We start from the raw sequence: 19904 nt of genomic DNA, 5'->3' as shown, positions 1-19904 counted from the left end.
CACCGCCATGAACGCCACTCACAAAGTCATCGAGATCACGCCTGCGGCCACGCCGTTTCCGACCGACCGCTGGTACGTTGCCGGCTTTTGCTGGGAACTGAAGGACAAGCCCTTGGCAAGAACCCTGCTCAGCCGAGCGATGGTGCTGTTTCGCCAGGCAGACGGCTCGGTCGCCGCCCTGGAGGACCGCTGCTGTCACCGCGAACTGCCACTGTCGTGTGGCACGGTGGAAGAACGCGGACTGCGCTGCGGCTACCACGGCTTGCTGTTCGACGGCGCCGGCACCTGCGTCGAAATCCCGGGACAGGACAAGATTCCTTCCAAGGCGCGCGTGCAGTCGTTCCCGCTTCGCGAGCAGGACCAGATCCTCTGGGTCTGGATCGGCGCGACGCCAGACTCTCAGCCTGCGCAGGATCCGCCGCACTACCGGATTCACTCGGATCCGAAGTATCACTTCGGTGGGGACGTCTACCACTACGACGCGCCCTATCAACTGATCCATGACAACCTGCTGGACCTGAGCCACCTCGGCTACGTCCATTTGAAGACGATCGGCGGCAACGCGAGCGTCCACATGAATGCGGAGGTCAAGGTCACGCAGGAAGGCGAGATGGTCAAGGTGGTGCGCTGGATGCCCGAATCCGATCCGCCGCCCACATACGTGGCCGCCTGGCCCTTTGCCGGGAAGATCGACCGTTGGCAGGAGGTCGAGTTTTATCCGTCGCATCTGCTGATCTGGACCGGCGCGATGGAAGTTGGCGCCGATCGGCTGGACAACCCGGACCGGGACGGATTCCACATGCGGGGCTTTCACGGCGTGACGCCAGAGACAGAGACGAGTTCGCACTACTTCTGGACGATGGCGACCAACCCGCATCCCGACAAGGAGGACGTGACGAATCTTGTCGTCTCGCAGACTGCCGCGACGTTTGAAGAAGACAAGGTTGTCATCGAGGCGCAATACCAAAACCAGTTGCGTTTTCCCCCGCGTCAAGTGATCGACATCCATGTCGACGTGGGGCCGAACAGAGCGCGCCGCGTTGTTGCCGGGCTGGTCAAGGCATCGGCGAGCCGCGCCGCGGTTCCAGCCGCTCCTGCGGTGCAGGGTGCCGTCGCGACATCGCAGTGACAAGGCCGACGTGCATCATGAACAACCCATCTCATCTTCGCGTCCGCGTCGCTCGAAAGAGCAGCGAGACGCCCGAAATATCAACCTTTGAGCTCGTGAGTGCCGACGGCGTTGGTTTGCCTCCGTTCTCGGCGGGCGCGCACATCGACGTTGATTTGCCAAATGGCCTGACACGCCAGTATTCGCTGTGCAATGACCAGACGGAAAGTCATCGCTACCTGATTGGCGTGCTGCGGGACTCAGCATCCCGCGGAGGTTCCAAGGCGATGCACGAGTCCGTCAACGAGGGCGACCTGCTACAGATCAGCCTGCCGAAGAATCACTTTCCCTTGACGCATGGCGCGAAGAAAAGCCTTCTCCTGGCAGGCGGAATCGGCGTGACGCCCATCCTGTGCATGGCCGAACGGCTCGCGAATATCGGGGAAGACTTCGCGATGCACTACTGCACTCGATCAGCGGAGCGCACCGCGTTCCTGAGAAGGATCGAATCCTCCCCGTTCGCCGAGAAGGTCGCCTTTCATTTCGATGACGATGCCGCAAGGGGAAAGCTGGATCTGGACACCTTGCTCGCCGCCCAAGGTTCGGATGTGCATTTGTACGTGTGCGGCCCGAAGGGATTCATGGATGCTGTCCTTGGCGCGGCTCGCAACCGCGGCTGGCCAGAAGAACGTCTGCACTACGAGTTCTTCGCAGCGGAGGTTGTTCGATCGGACGCGGATCAAGTCTTCAAGGTCAAGCTGGGCAGCTCGGGGCGTGTCATCGAAGTGAAGCCCGAGCAGACTGTCATCGAAGCACTTTGCGGCGCAGGGATTGAAGTGCCGACATCGTGCGAACAAGGTGTCTGTGGAACCTGCCTCACCAGGGTTCTGGAGGGTCAACCGGATCACCGGGACAGCTATCTAACCCCGGAGGAGCAAGGGCTGAACGATCAGTTCCTACCGTGCTGCTCACGCTCCAAGTCGCCAATGCTGGTGCTGGACCTTTAATGCGAACGCGTGGAGCATCGATCGCCCGCCGGGCGGTGTCAAGCCTTCGCGCCCCCGTACGCTGCTGTAGCGCGCGCGCACCTCCGCCCGCTTTACGACTGCTTCGGGTCAAGAGCGCCGTTGAGCAGCTGCTTTCTGGTATCTAGGCCGAGTAGCCGCTCATGGCCGAAACTGCCTGTCCGCCAAACTCGATGCGCCCAGACGGCGACCGTCCCGAAGATGAAGATGGCGACGCCCATCCCGTCATCGATCACCACGCCCGACACGGTCGAAAGCCGCATCGGCACCCTGAAATTCATCGACGGGTTCCCGGACGAAGCGACGGCGCAGAAGGTCTACGACAACCTGGACCACATGCGCGGGGTCGAGGCCTTCCTCGGCGCGATGCCGGGCGCCTCGACCGAGGCCATGCGCGTCGGCTTTGCCAGCCAGGGCGCGGACAACAACCAGACCGTGCTGATCATGGAAAACCTGATGGACTCGAAGTCGCTGTTCCTGACGGGCAACACCGACAGCATCTACAACCTGATGTGGCTCGATACAAAGGCTGGGCCGCTGGTCTTCGAGACGCCGCCCAATGTGCTTGGCGTGATCGACGATCACTGGTTCCAGTACGTGGCCGACTTCGGCCGGGCCGGCCCTGATCAAGGCAAGGGTGGCAAGTATCTGCTGCTGCCGCCGGGCTACAAGGGCGAGGTGCCCAAGGGCTACATCGTCCTGCGCTCTGGCACCTACGGCAACCTCGTGTTCTGGCGCGGCTTTGTCGACCAAAGCGGCACCAAAAATGCTGTGGACAACACGAAGCGATTCGCCAAGGTCTACCGCCTCGCCGACGCACGCAATCCCCCGCCGATGAAATACATCAACGTGTCCGGCAAGATATTCAACACCATCGGAGCCAACACGTACCAGTTCTACGAAGACGTGAATGCCGTCGTCCAGTACGAACCCAACGAGGCGTTCAGCCCGGTGATCCTTGGGCAACTCGCCTCGATCGGCATCGCGAAAGGCAAGCCCTTCGCTCCGGACGATCGCATGAAGAAGATCCTCGTCGATGCCGCCGCCGTAGGCAACGCGACGGCGCGCACCAACGTCTTCAGGACCCGCGAGAAGGAGGCTTACTATTACCCCAACAGCGCGTGGTTCACCGGCTTTGTCGGAGGCAGCTACGAGTTCCAGTCGCAGCCGGGCGTGCTCGACCTCGACTCACGCGTGCACTTTATCTACTACGCCACTGGCATCACCCCGGCGATGGCGATCAAGCGAGTCGGGGTCGGCTCGCAGTACGCCGTCGCGACCACCGACGCAAAGGGCAAGCCGCTCGATGGCGCCAGGACGTATAAGATCCACATGCCTCCGAACATCCCCGCTAAGGACTTCTGGTCGTTCGTGGTGTATGAGAACCAGACGCGCTCGATGTTGCAGACGGACCAGCAGTTCCCGAGCATCGGCAGTGAGCGCAAGGACATGGTCGTCAACGCCGATAAGTCGGTGGCCCCACGGCGCCAAAGGGCCACGAGACGAACTGGGTGCAGACCGTTCCGGGCAAGGGGTGGAACGTCTTGCTGCGCCTCTACGGCCCGTTGGAGTCGTGGTTCGACAAGACGTGGAAGCCCGGTGAATTCGAACCCGTAAATTGAGATTTACCAAGGTTTGCGCCATGTTTGGCGTCTCGGTGGCCTGAACGTCAGCTTTGCACTAGATCGAACAGCCTCGGCCCATCAGCGACATTCACATGCTCAGATTGATCGCCTGGATGCGGACAGTCATACTGCCGAGCAGCGACCTAGGCCTGCGGTAGGCCGTGGCTTGGATCTCCTCAGAGACCGCTGGATCGATGTCACGACCTCCGTGGATGCGGGCAAGCACCTCTTTGGCCGCACTTAGGCGCCGATCAAGAAAACAACTGGAACAGCATGGAACAAGCTCAGTGGTATTTCGACGTGATCTCCCCGTTCTCCTACCTGCACTGGCACCGGCTCGGCCCATTGAAGGAGCGGCACAACATCCGGCTGATCTCTGTGTTGCGGCCGCAAGAACGGCAGACCCGGCCGTGAAGCAGCGCCTCGCCGCCAACACGAACACGGCCATCGAGGCAGGCGTGTTCGGCGTGTCGACTCTCGTCCTGCGGGACAGGCTGTTCTGGGGCGGCGACACGGTCGACTGGGCGCTCCACTTCGTCGAGCAGCCGGACCTGTTCGACGAGCGTAGTTACCAGGCTGCCGCTCGAAGTGAGTTCGGCGCGGCGCGCCACGTTCCCGGAGGCGTTGACTGATGACCGTTCCGACTGTTCCGGCGACCATCGGCGAAAAGTTCTCGCGCGAGCACCTCTTCGACGCCGAGCAGGCGAGCGCCTTCGCCACCGGCGCCGGTGACGACAACCCGCTCCATCACGACGCCGCTTTCGCCGCGGCGTCGCGCTACGGCCGCTTGATCGTCAGCGGAACGCAGACTGCGGCATTGCTTCTCGGTTTGACCGCGTCCCACTTCTCGAAGCGTGGACCGGCCGTCGGCGTGGGGTACACGCTGGCCTACAAGCGCGCGGTGTACATGGACGAGCGCGTGACGGTGGAATGGACGGTGGACACGATTCGCCCGACCTCGTCCGGCGATGGCCTGTTGATCGGGATGACCGGATCGCTGCGCAATGCGCATGGGGAAGAGTGCGTGGCGGCAACGGGAACAGTCCTCGCGTTCGTCCCTACCGCCCCGGGACGCTGAACAGCGTCGCCCGGCAGGTTGCCCCACCGACGAACGCGATGCGAACAGGCTACCAGCTTGGCGAGATGAGCCTGTCGTTGCAACCTCAAGGATGACCTCGGCCGCAAGCCTTGAGCCGGACACTGCGTCACCGCCGCGTTGCCGCTAACGCTGACCGCTTGCGCGATGAGTCCCGAAAGCAGACTTCGCCAACACCTGTTCCTGGCCGACAGCGTGAGCACGAAATGGGGCCAGCCAAGAAGGTGCCACTCCGCGAGCGGCGCGCATGCTGGGTGGCCCGATTGACTCGCAGTCTGACAGTCATCGGGTCGCCGGCACCTTTCCTCAGTCAGATCTCAGTTTGCTCGGAGATATCGAAGTCGCGGGATGGCGCCTTCGCGTCATTTTGCGGTCACAGGCTGGACGCCAACCGCGACGGTCTCAGTGACGCTGGCCACAACCTGGTCCCCGGCCTTCACTTCACGCAAAAGCGCAGGATCGCGGACTTTCACATCAACGAAATTGCCCTCCGCCCCCCTGAGCGTCACGATGCCGCGCTTGGCGTTAACGCTTTCGACGTTTGCGACGATTGTTACTCTCTTCGTGGCGGAAGCGCCAGGCATCGAGCCAGCTTCCGTCTCCACCCTTTCGCGAATGCCGTCGCCGCCCTTCATTAGGGCGACCGCAAGTGCGACCTGATAGCGGATGCGAGCGCGGTCCCCAACCTTGACCTTGTCCAGGTTCTTCACAGCGGGGTCGACCTTCATCTCGCCGATATTGCCCCTGGGGCCCTTGATCGACACGACGCGGTTGGCGACATCCACTGCCGTAATTTCGCCGACGACACTCACAATGGTCGAGCCGTATTCGGCTTGTTCCAGTTCGACTTTCTTTTTCGCTGGTGTCTGTGCGCTGACCATCCCCATGCTCGAACCGAGCACGATGGCCGCACATGCGGAAATCAACACTTGCTTCTGAGTAGTCATGGTGAAGCTCCAATATGTGGCAGTGAGGGGGCAAGACCAGTCTCGTGCTGAGCAGGTGCCGTGTCAACCAGATCCCGAAGTTGACGGCAAGCCTCTCGCGACGGCATTGAAAATCATCTAGCGGGCCTCGGCGCCGCACCCCTCAGGGAGCGGCGGCAGCTAAAGTGAGCTTGCACGTATCGCTTTAACCCGCGCAATCCGCTGCGAGCGGGGGAGAAACTCGAGATCCGCATCGACCAGCAGCTGCGCGACATGCAGAAGAATCGCAGACTTGTCCGATCATTCTTCCAAACGCCTTCTGTCGCCTATATTTCTGACTGCTGAGTACACAAACGAAGTCCGTCCGCGATGAGCGCGAAGCTGATGAAGCCGAGGAACATCACGTCAAGTTTCTCAAAGCGAGAAAAGATCCTGCGGTAGCCTTTGAGCCGGCGAAATAGTCGCTCGACTTCGTTGCGGCGCTTGTACATCTCGCGCGCGCCCCGTGGCGAGCAACACGACGCCTCAGGGCAAGGCGAAGAACCGCCGCGTCGAGCCGCGTAGTTCACATGGCCGGCCGCCGCAGAGATCTCCGAACACATGTCGCGGCGCAGGAACTCGCGCTCGGCCTCTCCGGCACACAGGAATGCGCCCCGAAGGTTGACGCCGATCACGGCGTCGCATTACGCGGCGCTTACTCATGGATCGGCCCGTCGCGCTGAATGCCGGCGTTGCTGGCGAGGATGTCGATGGTACCGAATTCACGCACCGCCGCAACGAACATGGCTTGCACTTGCGCCTCGTCCGACACGTCGGCATGGGCAGTCATGGCCCGTTGCCCCGTTGCTGCGGATCTCCTGTGCAACCGCCTCGGCGTCCTCGGGATTGACCACGTAGTTGACGACGATGTCGGCGCCCGCCCTGCCGAGCGCGACCCTGATGGCGCGGTCGATGCCCGAATTGGCCCTGGTTACCACCGCCGTTTGCCCCTTGAGCAAGGCATAGCGCTGCGCCGCCGGCATCACGGGCTGCGGCAGGTTCATGCGGGCCCAGTAGCTCTGCATGTCAGGCTCCCTTCGGTGGTTGTGGCGTGGGCTCAGGGCTGATGCGCGCGGCCCGCAGGACGGCCACCTCGGCGCCGGGCATGGTCAGCAAATCCTTCGTCAGCAGCGCATTCGCCTGGATGATGCGTGCCACGCAGCCGGTCCAGCCCGTCTGGTGGCTTGCGCCGATGCCGGCGCCGGTGTCGCCGTGAAAGTACTCGTGAAACTGCACCAGGTCGCGCCAATGCGGGTCGTCACGGAACTGGTGGGTGTCGCCGTACGCGGGTCGGCGCCCGTCGCCATCGCGCAGGAAGATCCGGCTCAGGCGTTCGCCCAGTTCCTTCGCCACGCCCAGCAAGCTCATCATCGTTCCCGAGCCGGTCGGGCACTCGACCTTGAAGTCCTCCCCGAAGTAGGCGTACAGGCGCAGCATCGAGGTATAGAGGAGGAAGTTGATCGGCATCCACACCGGTCCGCGCCAGTTGGAATTGCCGCCGAACATGCCGGAATCGGAATCGCCCGGAACATAGCCCACGCGAAATTCCTGTCCGCTGTGCTGAAAGACGTAGGGCTGCTCCAGATGGAAGCGCGACAGCGCGCGAATGCCATGCGGGCTGAAGAATTCGTTTTCGTCCAGCATGCGCGCCAGGATGCGCCGCAGCTTCTTCTCGTCCACGATGGCCACCATGCGACGGTTGGCCACGCCGGGCTGCTGGGGCAGGTGCATGTCCTTGGCCAGCTCGGGATGGCGCTCCAGGAACAGGCGAGCGCGTTCGCGGAACTTCGGCAGTTTGGCCAGGATGTCCTCTTCGAACACGGCCACCGCGGCCAGCGGCAACAGCCCGACGATCGATCGCACCTTCAGGCGCTGGGCGCTGCCGTCGGGCAGGCGCAGCACGTCGTAGAAGAAGCCGTCTTCCTCGTCCCACATCTCGTCGTTGCGCTCTCCCACGCGGTCCATCGCACCGGCAATGAACATCGTGTGCTGGAAGAATTTCTCGACGAACTCCTCGTAAAGCGGTTCCTGCAGCGCCAGCTCCACGGCGATGCGCAGCATCTGCTGGCTGAAGAACACCATCCACGCTGTGCCGTCGGCCTGGTCGAGATAGCCGCCGGTGGGCAGCGGCGCGGAACGATCGAACACGCCGATGTTGTCCAGTCCCAGGAAGCCGCCTTCGAAGACGTTGGCCCCCGTGCGGTCCTTTCGATTCACCCACCAGGTGAAGTTGACCAGCAGCTTGGAGAAGGCGTACTTGAGGAACTCGATGTCCCCCGTGCCCCCGCTTCGCTCCTTGTCGATCAGGAAGAGTTGCATTGTCGCCCAGGCGTGCACCGGCGGGTTCACGTCGCCGAAGTTCCATTCGTAGGCGGGGAGCTGCCCATTGGGATGGAGGTAGTCGTTGCGCAGCATGAGGTCGAGCTGCTGCTTGGCGAAATCCGGGTCGACCATGCCGAGCGGGATCATGTGGAAGGCCAGGTCCCACGCGGCGTACCACGGGTACTCCCATTTGTCCGGCATCGAGATGATGTCGTCGTTGTACATGTGGGCCCATTCGCTGTTGCGCACGCGCCGGCGCTCCGGTTGCGCGAGGTGGGCGCCCGCGCCGTGTTCGTCGAGCCAGAGGTCCAGGTCGTAGTAGAAGTACTGCTTGGTCCACAGCATGCCGGCCAGCGCCTGGCGCATGACGGCGGCACGGTCAGGATCCGCGCGAACGGCGGGCGGGCTCAGGGACGCAAAGAAGGCATCGGCCTCTTTCAGCCGGTCGGCAAAGAGGGCGTCGAAGTCATCGAAGGGCGCGAAAGACGCACCAGGCGCTTTCGTCGTCAAGCGCAGCCGCACGACCTGCGATGCCTCGCCGCCAACGCTGAGCCGATAGTGGGGCGACACCTTGGTGCCCTGCTGTGCCGGGTTGACCGCAGCCGTGTCGCCATGCACGACGAAGTTGTGAATGCCGTCCTTCACGAAGGCGCCGGCGTTGTTTCCGCCGAACAGGCGGGCGTTGTTGGTCTCGTTCTCGGTGAAGAGCAGCGGCACGTCGGCATCGCAGTGGAGGTAATACGCGTCCAGCGATTTCAGGAACAGTGCATCGGTGTGGCGGGCGTGGACTGTTGCCGGGCCCTCGCCAGCGACGCGCTCGAGAACAGGCTTCGATCCACCACCGGCCTGCGACCACGTGTTGCGAAACCACAGTGTCGGCAACAGGTGCAGCGGCGCTGCGTCCTTGCCGCGGTTGAAGACGCTGATGCGCACCAGCACGTCGTCGGGCGCAGCCTTGGCGTATTCGACGAAGACATCGAAGTAGCGGTTGCCGTCGAACACGCCGGTGTCCAGCAGTTCGTACTCGGCCTCCTGCTTGCCCCGGCCACGATTGGTGGTGACCAGATCGTGGTACGGATAGGCCGCATGCGGATACTTGTACAGGTACTTCATGTACGAGTGGGTCGGCGTGGAGTCGAGGTAGAAGTAGTACTCCTTGACGTCCTCGCCGTGGTTGCCCTCGCTGTTGGCCAGGCCGAAGGCGCGCTCTTTCAGGATCGGATCGTGTTCGTTCCACAGCGCGAGCGCGAAGCACAGCACCTGGTGGTCGTCGCTGATGCCGCCCAAGCCGTCTTCACCCCAGCGGTAGGCACGCGAGCGGGCCTGGTCATGGCTGAAGTAATTCCAGGCGTCACCGTTGTCGCTGTAGTCCTCGCGCACCGTGCCCCACTGCCGTTCGCTGAGGTACGGGCCCCACTTTTTCCAGTCGGCGCGAAGGGCGCGTGCGTCGTCGAGCCGTACTTTTTCTGCTTCGTTGCTCATGGACGTTGCGTCTCCAGATCCGGTTTGGGTCGTCAGGGGGCATCAGCATGAGGCAAGCTCGTTCCGCATTCAAGTGCTTCGCCGCGCCTGCCCCTTTGATCGCCACGCACGCAGTGCTTGAGCACCCACACACCAAAGTGGACGAGTTGGCTGCCGCGACCGCGCTGGCGCAATTGCTGATTCAGCGCGGCGAGATCGAGAAGGCGCGCGAGGTGCTCGCGCCGATACGGCAGGAGCCATCCGCTGTCCTGCCCCGCCGCAACGCAAGACCCGCGCGCGCCGAGGCGACCGTGCGTGCCAGGCCGGGGGACCCGCCGACCTTGCTGCCGTCAAGCGCCTGGCGCTTCAAGGGTGCCGGAGAAATCGGGATCGAGCGCCCACCGGGGTTCGACGCCGGAGCCATCTACCAGTTCAGGTACGAGGCTCGCGATCCCCGGCCGATGGGCCTGGGCATGGCCGCCGTGCGATGTCGTCACCTTCCTGAAGACCGCCCAGGTTGACGCACAAGGGCAGCCTCAGCCCTTGGCCGACATCCGGCCCCATGTGACCGTGGCGCTCGGCATCTCGCAGTCCGGGCGCTTCCTGCGGGACTTCATCTGGCAAGGGATTCAATGCGGCGCCAACCGGCGGGCGCGTGTTCGACGCAGCAATGCCGACGATCGCCGGATCCCGCAAGAGCTTCACCAACGTGCGCTGGGCGCAGCCCGGCCGGTTTTCGCGCCAGCACGAGGACCATTGGGTCTACGGTGACCAGTTTCCGTTTGGCTACGGCACCATCACCGACCCGCTCACCGGGCGCACCGACGGGATCCTGGCCAGCTGCAGCAACGACGACACCTGCCCGAAGTTGATGCATGTCGACAGCAACCTCGAGTTCTGGCAGGCGCGTGCGTCGTTGGTCGTGACTGACGGGGCAGGGCGCGACGTGCCGGTGCCCGGCAACGTGCGCCTGTACCTGATGTCGTCGACCCAGCATGTCTCGGCGGCCACGCCCTCGGCCGGCAATTGCCAGATGCCCAACAACCCGGCCAGGCAGTCGAGCACTTACCGGGCGCTGATGGCGCGCATGATCACGTGGGCGCGCGATGGGCAAGCGCTGCCGCCAAGCCGCTATCCCTCCGTCGCGGCCGGAACCTGGTCAAGCCACAGAGGGCCGGGATGGGCTTTCCCGAACTGGACGCTCTCGGAATGAAGCTGCCGACGGCGTTGAATGAATTGAGCCCGGTCGACTATTCGGTAACGCCGGCACGCCTGGTCGCCAGTCAGCGTTATGTTTTGCTTGTGCCTCGCACCGACGCTGACGGGAATGACGTTGCCGGCGTGCGCGTGCCTGACGTCGACGTGCCGCTCGCGACCTACACCGGCTTTGGCCTGCGCAAGGCTGGCTTTGCCGAAGGACAGCTGTGCGGATTGGATGGCAGTTTTCTGCCGTTGTCCAGGGACGCACAGGAACGAAGTGCCAGGCGCGACCCGAGGCCATCGATCCCGGAGCGCTATCCGACCCGCGAGATTTATGTCGAACGAGTGCGCGTTTCAGCCGAGCAATTGAGGTCCGACGGCTTGATGCTCGACGAGGACGTCACACGCGTGATCAACTCGGCGTCCAAAGAGTCCCGCATTCAGGCGCTGGCGCAATAGCAGCATTGCGTGGATGCTCAGCAGGTTGGCGTCTGGCAGAAGATCCGGCCCCCATCGTGCTGCATGGCGGGAAACCCTCATCGGCTCCCGCAATCGATGCGGATGCCTGCGTAGTAGCCAACCGCCGTGGTGCCGGTGTTGTCGGTGTCGGTCATGACGGCGATGCCAAGCACCGGACCCGGTGCGGCGCCATAGGCTTTCCTGTAGTCGTCCGCGACGTTGCGCTTCACCGATTGCCAGCGACCCAGTTCGCCCGGCCCCGAGGCGACGGCCAGCATCTTGACCTGGCTCGTGTGCGCCGATGGAATCACGGTGCCCACCGGGGCCTGATCGGTCCAGATGTACATCAACACCGCGTAGGGGAGATCGCGCCGGGCCAGATTCTTCGCTCGACTGAAGCGCTTCTGCTCGGCGTCCGGCAAAGTGGCGATGTCGCCGTCAAATGCCACCAGCACGCGCAGTGGTGCATCCTCGCGCTCCTTGACCCGGTTGTCGGCACCTGCAATCAGCGCATCGGTCTTCCACTCCCAGCCAAGGGTCATGGGCGTGCGCAGCGCAGGCTTGAGGCGCGCCACGAACAGCGAGGCCGATTGGTTCGCTGTGGCGCGCAGCACCGCCGGGCGGTCGCCCTCCTGCACCACGCTGTACACCGTGTCACGCTTGAGCTTGGACAGTGGCTGGTGTGACCAGGCTGCACCCTTGTCGTCGAAGGCAAGACTGCGGGATTCACAGGGCACGCCCGGGTCCGGCGCAGCGGCGCTGGCTGTCATGCAAGCCAGCGAAAGCACCGACATCAGAAAACTCAGCGCAACGGTCATGGGGCCTCCGAATCAGATGGCTGGCACGTTCGAAATGTAGCGCTTGCCGTCGAAGAGGAGTAGCTGTCCAGCAATCAACGCCCCGCGTCTTCCCAATCGACCCAATCCACAGGATAGGTCGCGAGAGAGCCCCTGCCGGCTGCGCCGAGCGTTGAGAAACTTGCCGATTCGCCGAGGCGCGTTAAAAGTCCGAACCGCTTCAGCTTGTCCTTGACGGGATCCTTCATCTCGGCGAAGCACAGTTCGATGCCAGCCGCGTGCAAGGTCTCGTCCAGTTCGGCCATCACGTCGGCGGAGGTCACGTCCCCGCTCGTGACAGGTTCGGCCGCAACGACCAGCCAGCGAACGGCGTGGGCGATGCGGCCACTGCGTCCAGCAACCGACTCTGGAACAGTTTCTCATTGGCAAAGAACAAGCGGACGTGCCACCGGAACAGGACCAGGCCCGGGATGCGGCGCGCGTCGGGATCGCGCGTGATGTCGTGTACCCCGGGCAGGCGCTTGTGGCCCTTGAGCAGCAGGATGACTGCCAGGGTGGCAGCGCCGACCATGAAGATGGTGCAGTTGGTCTTTCCAACCATCACGGCGTTGGCGACGTCCCACAGGTCAGCGGTCCGCCGCCTTCGATCGGGAAGCCGAAGAGCTGGGGCAACTGGCTGATCAAGACCGTCAGGGCAATGCCATTCATGGACCCGTATCGGATCGGCTTGGTGAGAAACCCGGTGATGAAAGCCAGCCGCGCGACGCCGGCGAGGATGCACACCAGCCCGACACGATGGCCATCATGCTGGCCAGTGCGACCGCGCGGAGCGGGTCGCCGCCGGACAGCAGCAAGACGACGCGAGGATCAGCCGGCGAGCGAGGAATCCGGAGCCAGCACGAGGATGCGGCTGGGTCCGAACAACGCGTGGGCGATCAGCGGGGCGATGGTCGCGTAGAGGCCGTAGATGCCGGGCAGGCCTGACGCCACCGTGTAGGCAATGCCGACGGACGGGTACCAGCATCGTGGTCAGCACCAGTCCGGCGACGATGTCATGCCGCAACCAGGCCAACGGTCGGTGCGCAACATGCGCAGTCCCGGCAGCCAGCGCGCCCAGCCGGTGGCATCGTTCGCTCGCCGGCCGGGCCGACCCGGTTCCGGATGGAGGATGAAGGGAGGAAGATTCTGAACTGCTCATGAAGCGGGTCCAGGTGTGCGGGATCGCGACATCCGATCGACGCGCAACCGGATCGGCTTCACGTTGCAGCAGATCGCTCGCCCTGGTCAGGCGGCCTTGCGGGCCGCCTTGGGGGCCGCCGCCTTGCGAGTCACTTTTGGGGCGGCTTTGGGCACTGCCTTGAGAGTTGATCTGGTGCTTTCCTTTCGGGCCGGGGCGATGGGCAGGCCCATGCCGAACAGTGCTTCAATCTGTGCCAGCCGCTGCGCCCGTTCGCCCGTCACCTCACCGGTGGCCTCGACGGTTCGGTGCAGCGCCTTCAGCATGCGCGTGCGCACGGCCCGGTCTGCCGACAACATCTTCGGAATGGCCGCGAGGGCGCCCTCGCAGTCGATCCGCAGACTGAAATACTGTTCGCGCACTTTCTGCTTGAACGATTGAAGCGTCAACTCGTCGTTGTCGGTGCGGATCTGGCGCAAGGTGTTGAACATGCGTTCGTCCGCGCCCGACCCCGCCATGCCGATATGGATCAGGGCGCGGATGGTGGCCTCGCGAGGGCCACCCTTGGCGATGCCCGCCCTGAGCTCGGCGATGCGCGCCTGGATGAGCCTCATGTGCTCCGGGTTCAGCCCCGGCTTCTGGCGCACGGGTTCGTCCGGGGCACCCAAGCCCACCGCGGCCTGCAGCATCGGCGAGCTGTAGATGGCCAGGAACATCTTTTCCAGCATGGCATCGCGCTGATCGCGATACCCGTCGAGCGCGGCGATGATCCCTTCGGAGAGCTTGGCCTGCCACGCCACGAACGGGTTGTCGGACGCCACCGGCTTGCGTTGCTGGCGCACCTGCTCTGCGAGCTGCGCCACCTGCTGCATCAGCGGGTTGCGCTCGGAGAAGATCTCGAAGGGCAGCTCGGCGTGGTTCAACTTCTTCATCCACTCGGCCGTCTGCTCGTTGACGGACGCCTTCACGATGGGTTGGAGCAGGGTGCGGTACAGCCCCAGGTTGATCTCGGAAACGCGCCGGACCGTGGCGAATCGGCGCTCGTTCCCGGGGTCGGGCTGCACGATGTTGCGCACGTCGTCCAGCGTGCGCGGCTCGAAGCGAACGATCCAGTCGCCGACGATCTCTTCCTGATGGGCCGCATCGTCAGTCTTCGCGGTCAGCACGGCCTCGTACAGGCCGGGCGGCAAGACATCGATCAAGTCGATGTTGGAGGCGAACTCCTGGTGTTCCTTCTTCGCGATGCCGCCCGAGACGAAGATGCCCAGATGGCCGACGGTTTCGTGCACGGCGTAGACGATGGTCTGGCCGCAGGCCAGGATGTCGTTGTCAGTGCCATACAGGTCGACGATCCACCCCAGCGCCTGCTGCGGTGGCGTGATGTTGTCGCCCTTGGAGCAGAAGCACACGATCGGCGAGCGGATCTGGCGCATGTCGATCCGCTCGCCCTTGCGCGTGACGATCTCGCCGGTGGCCAGGCGGTTGCCGACGAACAGCTGGTCGACGATCCACTGGATTTCCTCGCCGTTGAGGTTGACGTGGCCGCCCCACCATTTCTCGAATTCGATATAGCGCGGCCCCTCGGTATCCACATTCGACCACAGGTCGTAGCTCTTGGTCCACAACGTGTTGGAGGGATTCAGGTTCTCGAAATTGGTGACCAGATGGCCGCCGTCGAACTTGCCGTTGCCCAGGTCGCTGGTCAGCGCCGTCAACCAGCTGCCGCCGGCCAGGCCGCCGGTGTAGCGCATGGGGTTCTCGCCTTCCACGCCTGCCCAGTACGACAGGGGCGCTCCGGCGATGATGATGGGACCGAACAGCTCGGGTCGGATTCCCGCCACGAGCATCACGGACCAGCCGCCCTGGCAATTGCCGATGACGCAGGGCTTGCCCTCTGCCTCGGGATGCAACGCGATGACGCGCTCCAGGAACACGGCTTCGGCGTCCATGATGTCCTCGATGGTCTGGCCCGGCATCGGCTCGGGCGTAAAGCCGACGAAGTAGCAGGGATGGCCCGCGCGCATGGCCACGCCGACCTCGCTGTCGGCCTTGAAGCCGCCGATGCCCGGGCCGTGGCCGGCGCGCGGATCGACCACCACGAAGGGCCGCTTCACCGGATCGATCACCACGCCGGGCGCCGGCTTGATGCGCACGAGCAGGTAGTTGGCCGGCTTGTCGAACGTGCGTGCGTCGAGCACCACTTCGGCGTCGAAGCTCAGCACATGCGGCACGGACTTGGCCTTCTGCGCGTAGTACTGCGTGCTGCGTTGGCGCATCAGGTCCCAGTACAGGATGGTGCGCTGCGCGGCATCGGTCATGTATTCGCCGAACTGGCCCCAGGCCTGAAGGGCGGGGTTCAATTTCGCCATGTCGGTGATCGATGGCAAGGCGTCGAAAGAGGGAAGGGCGAACGGGGCACGCGTCGTGCTGCTGCTTGGCTTGGACATGTTGTCTTCCTTCAGGGAGTGGCATTTCGCCGCGAGGCGAAGGGTGGGAGGCCGCCCGGTGGCAACCGGGTTCGGGCGTTGTTATTCGGGAATCGCAGAACAGCTCAGCAAGCTGCCTTGCAGGTCGTCCTTGGGCGCCCACGCAATGGAGTGCACCACACCAACGTCCAGCCGTCCCCACGCCTGTTCGATGCGCGCGAACACGGCTTCTCGCTCAGCGGGCTGCGAGACGTCGAGCGGCATGAAGAATTCGTGGAATGCCTTGGCGCATCCATGGGCGACGGAATGCCCGTTGGCAATGCCGCAGACGAGCACCTTGGCGCCCTTGAGGATCGGGTGAGGGATGTCAACGGTCACGATGAGGGTCCCTGGATGTCCTTGGTGAGCGTTTTCATGACGCCGTCGCCTTCGCCATCCTCAAGGTCTGGCGCGCGATCATGAGTTCTTCGTTGGTGGGTATCACCCATACCGCCACCGGGCTGTCCGGCGTGCTGATGCGCGGCCCGCCGGACTGGTTGGCCGCCGCATCGAGCGTCACGCCCAGCCAGGCCGCGTCGCGGCACACGCGTTCGCGGATCGCGGGTGCGTGCTCGCCGATGCCCGCGGTGAAGACCAGCGCATCGATGCCGCCCGCCGCTGCCGCCAGCGACCCCAGCTCGCGCCCGAGCCGGTAGGTGTAGAGCTCGATCGCGAAGCGCGCACGTTCGTCGTCACTCGCGAGCAGCGCGCGCATGTCGCTCGACAGGCCGGAGACGCCGAGCAGGCCCGACTGCTTGTAGAGCAGGTCCTCGATGGCGCGCGCATCCATGCGCAGTTCGTCCATCAGGTAGAGCAGGACGCCCGGGTCCAGGTTGCCGCAGCGCGTGCCCATCGGCAGTCCGTCCACCGCGGTGAAGCCCATCGTGCTGGCCATGCTGCGCCCGCCCTTCATTGCGCACATGCTGCTGCCGTTGCCCAGGTGCGCGACGACTGTGCGGCCCGTGGCCGCCTTCGCATCCAGCTCGGGCAACACGCTGGCGATGTACTCGTAGGACAGGCCATGAAAGCCATAGCGCCGAACACCACGCTCCGTGATCGAAGGCGGCAATGCAAAGGCCTGCGCCACCTCCGGCTGCACTCGATGAAAGGCGGTGTCGAAGCAGGCGACCTGCGTCAGGTCGGGCCGAAGCCTGGCAATGATCTCCATCGGCTTGAGGTTGTGCGGCTGGTGCAACGGCGCGAGTGGGCTCAGCTGCCCGAGTTGTGCGACCACCTCGGGGCTGATTCGCGTCGCCTGCGAGAACGCCAGGCCGCCATGCACGACCCGATGGCCGACCGCCATGAGCCTGTGGTTTTCGCGATGCGCCTGGAAGAAGTCGACCAGGTAGGCGATGGCGCCGCCATGCCCGAGCTCGTGGCCCTTGTCCCAGGCCTTGGCGCCGATCTCCTCGCCTTGCGCATCCGAGGCGACGAAGCGCGGCGCCGTGTAGAGGCCCTCGATCTGACCCTTCAAGAGCAGTTCGGGTTTCTCGTCGCTGGCGTCGAAGGTGCTGAACTTGATGCTCGACGAGCCGGCATTCAGGACCAGGATGACATCGGCCATGGGTTCACTCCAAGGGCCTGGAGGCATCGCGCCGGGCCTTCGCGACCAACGCCGCCACCGCACAGGACGCGAGCCGGGCGATGACCGAATCGGCGCGGCTGGTCAGGATGATGGGCACCCGGGCACCCAGCACGATGCCCGCAGCGTCCGCGCCGGCCAGGAAGGACAGGCTTTTGGCCAGCATGTTGCCCGCTTCGAGGTCGGGTACCAGCAGGACGTTGGCGCGGCCGGCCACCGGCGAATCGATCTTCTTGATTCTGGCGGCTTCGAGGTTGATGGCATTGTCCAGTGCCAGCGGACCGTCGACGAGCGCGCCCGTGATCTGGTGGCGGTCCACCATCTTGCACAGCGCTGCGGCCTCGATGGTGGACGGCACCTTCGGGTTGACGGTTTCCATCGCCGAGAGAATGGCCACGCGCACTTCCGCCACACCCATGGCGTGCGCCAGGTCGATCGCGTTCTGCAGGATGTCGGCCTTGGCCTCGAGCGTGGGCGCGATGTTGATCGCGGCGTCCGTGATGATCAGGGCTTGCTCATGGCCTGGCACGTCCATCACGAAGCAGTGGCTGACGCGCCGCGCGGTGCGCAGGCCGGTGTCGCGCTTGACCACCGCGGCCATCAGCTCGTCGGTGTGCAGGCTGCCTTTCATCAGCGCCTCGGCCTTGCCCTCGCGCACCAGCTGCACCGCTGCCGCCGCGGAAGCTTCGCTGTGCGGCGCGTCGACGATCTGCACGCCCGACAGGTCGAGCCCGCTCGTGGCGGCCACCGCCAGGATGCGCTCGCGCGGGCCGACCAGGATCGGCACGATCAGGCCGAGCCGGGCCGCCTCCATCGCACCCTCCAGCGAAGACGCGTCGCAAGGATGCGCGACGGCCGTCGGCGTGGGCGCAATCGACTTGCAGACGTCGATCAGGTGTTGATACTTTTCATGTCTTGCGGTCATGTCACTCCTTCGGTGTGCGCTGCGGCGTGGTTCTACGGACGACGCGCAGCGGGCCAAGGCCCCGCGCCGCGCCGGCTTAGCCCGGACGCCAGTGCCTTGCAAGATGCGCCCCCCGCATTGCCGATTGGCCGTGATGGGTGCCGTGGCCTGAACGCGCTTGTCTGCCAGCAACTTTGTTGGGCAGCGTCACCCAGCCGCTGGCGGTCGGCGTGCGCGTCGAGCAGCAGGAGCAAAGATTTCGACTGCGCGATCCGGCTCGTGGCGCGCAACGATATCCCGTTCGCCGCGGATGCGGCGCCAGTTCTGGGGAGATACCGGGCAGGGAGTCCGTGTAGTCCGAGACCAGCTCCTGCCACAATCCCGGTGGCGACTGCGGTAGGAGCTCGCCTTTGCGCATGCGCAGGAATGCCACGCGTGCCAGTGCTTCGACGTAGCCGCCGCGTGGTCGAGCATGGCGCTGAACAATTCTTTAGTCTTGCGCAGGGAGGGATCCGCTTCCACCGGCTTGCGGTGGGCCTTGACCGTCTTGGCGGCGGGGGCGAGCCATGCCAGCCAGGGGATTGAACTGCGAGACCGCCCCGGGTCCCTGAACATGCCTGCTTGACGCGTCGGGCGAACTTGTCACTCGCCGCCTGTGTGCGCTTGTTGAACACCGCGACAAGCTTTGCGCCAACCTCATGGTTGCACGCAAGCCGCGCTTCTGTTTCCATGTGCCCCTCCATGCTCAAGAGCCTGCAATTGCGAACTTGTAGCAGCCGCATCAACGATCGCGAAATCAAACAACAATAAGTTACGCGCGGGGAGCGCTATGGCATCGTCCCTGGAGCATCGTGCCAACGACTGTGCGCGCGCGGAACGACGGCCCATTGCACTACCCCTTTTCCGCGGCAAGCGATACATTCGGCCGTGTCATCGATCTGTGAAAGGCCCGTGGCCGTTCCGTAATGATTTCTCGTGGAGGTCCGGTCGTGACGTGCCAAGTCTGGTTCTGTTCTTCCGGGGTGGGCCGCTTTGTCCCCAGGCGGAACTGTTCCGTGACTGGGGTGCTGGCGGCGGTGTGGCGGCTTGGGCGAGTGCTGGTGGCCGTCCTCAAGCCATGCCTCACCACCACGCATGGCCGATCGCCATCGGGTTCCCGTGCGCGGTCATTGGTGAGATCATCCGCATCCGCCGCGGAAGTTCACTTTGAGACCTGGTTTGACGCTGTGGTGCATCGGCGCACCGATCAGCGTGCAGGATTCGCAGACGGATCCCCCGTGCGAAGCAAGAGGAGCATTCAAATGACCGATTCGGGAAAAGTACGTTGGAGCCGGGCAGTCCAACTGCTCGCTGCAGGCAGCCTTCTCGCCCTGTCGGGCACGGCGCTGGCAACCGATCAATCGCAGCAGCGACAGGAGGGCAGGTCGGCCAATCAGAATGCCAAGCAGGACGCGCGCTCGAACAAGGTCGACTGCAGGCAGGCGAACCAGCAGAGCAACGCAGCGTGCCGGCACGACAAGCGCGATACCAAGCAGGACGGTCGCCAGGAAAAGCGGGACATCAAGTACTGAGACCAGGCGAGGCGAGCCGGGCAAGAGACTGGCAAGCTACCAACGTACCTTGATGCCCAGCGAGCCCTGCACAGAGGACTTCACGGTGGCATCGCCGCCGATGTTCCATTGGTGGCCGATTTCGCCGTAGAGGCTTGTCGCCGGTGT

Annotated in this window: 19 protein-coding genes and 4 pseudogenes; 10 read left to right on the top strand and 13 right to left on the bottom strand. The window is 64.2% G+C overall.

What is annotated here, in order from left to right; all coding sequences use genetic code 11:
- Positions 1–7 precede the first annotated feature (7 nt).
- The 6 genes and pseudogenes from QTI66_RS37570 to QTI66_RS37545 all read left to right on the top strand — a co-directional run bounded on the left by QTI66_RS37570 (position 8) and on the right by QTI66_RS37545 (position 4836).
- On the top strand, positions 8–1129 hold the full coding sequence (locus QTI66_RS37570; RefSeq protein ID WP_286565467.1) for a Rieske 2Fe-2S domain-containing protein: 1122 nt from the start codon (positions 8–10) through the stop codon (positions 1127–1129).
- Positions 1130–1146: 17 nt separating this feature from the next.
- Positions 1147–2115, top strand: a complete 969-nt coding sequence (locus QTI66_RS37565; protein WP_286565466.1) for a PDR/VanB family oxidoreductase — start codon at positions 1147–1149, stop codon at positions 2113–2115.
- Between the two features lie 219 nt (positions 2116–2334).
- Positions 2335–3755, top strand: a pseudogene (locus QTI66_RS37560) (DUF1254 domain-containing protein).
- 276 nt (positions 3756–4031) lie between these two features.
- On the top strand, positions 4032–4172 hold the full coding sequence (locus QTI66_RS37555; protein ID WP_286565464.1) for a hypothetical protein: 141 nt from the start codon (positions 4032–4034) through the stop codon (positions 4170–4172).
- Entirely contained in the window at positions 4169–4390 is a 222-nt protein-coding gene (locus QTI66_RS37550; RefSeq protein ID WP_286565462.1) for a thioredoxin domain-containing protein, read from the top strand. Before QTI66_RS37555 ends, QTI66_RS37550 begins: the two co-directional genes overlap by 4 nt.
- A complete protein-coding gene (locus QTI66_RS37545; RefSeq protein ID WP_286565460.1) occupies positions 4390–4836 on the top strand; it encodes a MaoC family dehydratase in 447 nt (148 codons plus the stop codon). The genes QTI66_RS37550 and QTI66_RS37545 overlap by 1 nt, the downstream gene beginning before the upstream one ends.
- Before the next feature lie 380 nt (positions 4837–5216).
- On the opposite strand, the gene QTI66_RS37540 is transcribed toward QTI66_RS37545, so the two are convergent.
- From QTI66_RS37540 to QTI66_RS37525, 5 genes are all read right to left on the bottom strand, one after another.
- Positions 5217–5801, bottom strand: coding sequence for a hypothetical protein (locus tag QTI66_RS37540; protein ID WP_286565459.1), 585 nt, complete (start codon positions 5799–5801; stop codon positions 5217–5219).
- A 305-nt stretch (positions 5802–6106) separates the two neighbouring features.
- Positions 6107–6454, bottom strand: coding sequence for a hypothetical protein (locus QTI66_RS37535; RefSeq protein WP_286565473.1), 348 nt, complete (start codon positions 6452–6454; stop codon positions 6107–6109).
- A 20-nt stretch (positions 6455–6474) separates the two neighbouring features.
- Complete coding sequence (locus QTI66_RS39785) at positions 6475–6591, bottom strand: SDR family NAD(P)-dependent oxidoreductase (RefSeq protein WP_353506278.1); 117 nt, start codon at positions 6589–6591, stop codon at positions 6475–6477.
- Positions 6542–6844 carry a Rossmann-fold NAD(P)-binding domain-containing protein gene (locus QTI66_RS37530; RefSeq protein WP_286565458.1) on the bottom strand — a complete coding sequence of 101 codons (303 nt, stop codon included), beginning with the start codon at positions 6842–6844 and terminating at the stop codon, positions 6542–6544. Before QTI66_RS37530 ends, QTI66_RS39785 begins: the two co-directional genes overlap by 50 nt.
- 1 nt (position 6845) lies before the next feature.
- Complete coding sequence (locus tag QTI66_RS37525; RefSeq protein WP_286565457.1) at positions 6846–9623, bottom strand: MGH1-like glycoside hydrolase domain-containing protein; 2778 nt, start codon at positions 9621–9623, stop codon at positions 6846–6848.
- Between the two features lie 95 nt (positions 9624–9718).
- On the opposite strand from QTI66_RS37525, the gene QTI66_RS37520 reads away from it, so the two are divergent.
- The 3 genes and pseudogenes from QTI66_RS37520 (at position 9719) to QTI66_RS37510 (ending at position 11261) form a co-directional block, all read left to right on the top strand.
- Positions 9719–10123 (top strand): hypothetical protein, encoded by a 405-nt coding sequence (locus QTI66_RS37520; protein ID WP_286565456.1) that lies wholly within the window; start codon positions 9719–9721, stop codon positions 10121–10123.
- Positions 10124–10254: 131 nt separating this feature from the next.
- Positions 10255–10815 (top strand): annotated as a pseudogene (locus QTI66_RS37515) (alpha/beta hydrolase domain-containing protein); the annotation flags it as partial.
- The gene (locus tag QTI66_RS37510; RefSeq protein WP_286565455.1) at positions 10812–11261 is read left to right on the top strand and encodes an alpha/beta hydrolase domain-containing protein; all 450 of its coding nucleotides are present in this window, start codon (positions 10812–10814) and stop codon (positions 11259–11261) included. The pseudogene QTI66_RS37515 and the gene QTI66_RS37510, both read left to right, overlap by 4 nt.
- A 77-nt stretch (positions 11262–11338) precedes the next feature.
- Here QTI66_RS37510 and QTI66_RS37505 read toward each other — a convergent pair whose 3' ends face one another.
- The 8 genes and pseudogenes from QTI66_RS37505 to QTI66_RS37470 all read right to left on the bottom strand — a co-directional run bounded on the left by QTI66_RS37505 (position 11339) and on the right by QTI66_RS37470 (position 18207).
- Positions 11339–12079, bottom strand: coding sequence for a DUF3047 domain-containing protein (locus tag QTI66_RS37505; protein WP_286565454.1), 741 nt, complete (start codon positions 12077–12079; stop codon positions 11339–11341).
- Between the two features lie 74 nt (positions 12080–12153).
- The gene (locus tag QTI66_RS37500; protein ID WP_286565453.1) at positions 12154–12381 is read right to left on the bottom strand and encodes a sodium-independent anion transporter; all 228 of its coding nucleotides are present in this window, start codon (positions 12379–12381) and stop codon (positions 12154–12156) included.
- A complete protein-coding gene (locus QTI66_RS37495; protein ID WP_286565452.1) occupies positions 12378–12629 on the bottom strand; it encodes an STAS domain-containing protein in 252 nt (83 codons plus the stop codon). The genes QTI66_RS37500 and QTI66_RS37495 overlap by 4 nt, the downstream gene beginning before the upstream one ends.
- A gap of 29 nt (positions 12630–12658) precedes the next feature.
- Positions 12659–13048 (bottom strand): annotated as a pseudogene (locus QTI66_RS37490) (SulP family inorganic anion transporter).
- A gap of 294 nt (positions 13049–13342) precedes the next feature.
- Positions 13343–15682 carry a DUF3141 domain-containing protein gene (locus tag QTI66_RS37485; protein ID WP_286565451.1) on the bottom strand — a complete coding sequence of 780 codons (2340 nt, stop codon included), beginning with the start codon at positions 15680–15682 and terminating at the stop codon, positions 13343–13345.
- A 93-nt stretch (positions 15683–15775) separates the two neighbouring features.
- A pseudogene (locus QTI66_RS37480) lies at positions 15776–16039 on the bottom strand (SDR family oxidoreductase); the annotation flags it as partial.
- Positions 16040–16073: 34 nt separating this feature from the next.
- On the bottom strand, positions 16074–17264 hold the full coding sequence (locus QTI66_RS37475) for an acetate/propionate family kinase (RefSeq protein ID WP_286565450.1): 1191 nt from the start codon (positions 17262–17264) through the stop codon (positions 16074–16076).
- A 4-nt stretch (positions 17265–17268) separates the two neighbouring features.
- A complete protein-coding gene (locus QTI66_RS37470; RefSeq protein WP_286565449.1) occupies positions 17269–18207 on the bottom strand; it encodes a phosphate acetyltransferase in 939 nt (312 codons plus the stop codon).
- Between the two features lie 1280 nt (positions 18208–19487).
- On the opposite strand from QTI66_RS37470, the gene QTI66_RS37465 reads away from it, so the two are divergent.
- Positions 19488–19757: a hypothetical protein gene (locus QTI66_RS37465; RefSeq protein WP_286565448.1), complete on the top strand. Its 270-nt coding sequence runs from the start codon at positions 19488–19490 to the stop codon at positions 19755–19757.
- Positions 19758–19904: the final 147 nt, after the last annotated feature.

Source organism: Variovorax brevis (genome assembly GCF_030317105.1).
Lineage (GTDB): Bacteria > Pseudomonadota > Gammaproteobacteria > Burkholderiales > Burkholderiaceae_C > Variovorax > Variovorax brevis.
The sequence above is the reverse complement of the archived record's forward strand: the minus strand, read 5'-3'. Positions and strand labels throughout refer to the sequence as shown.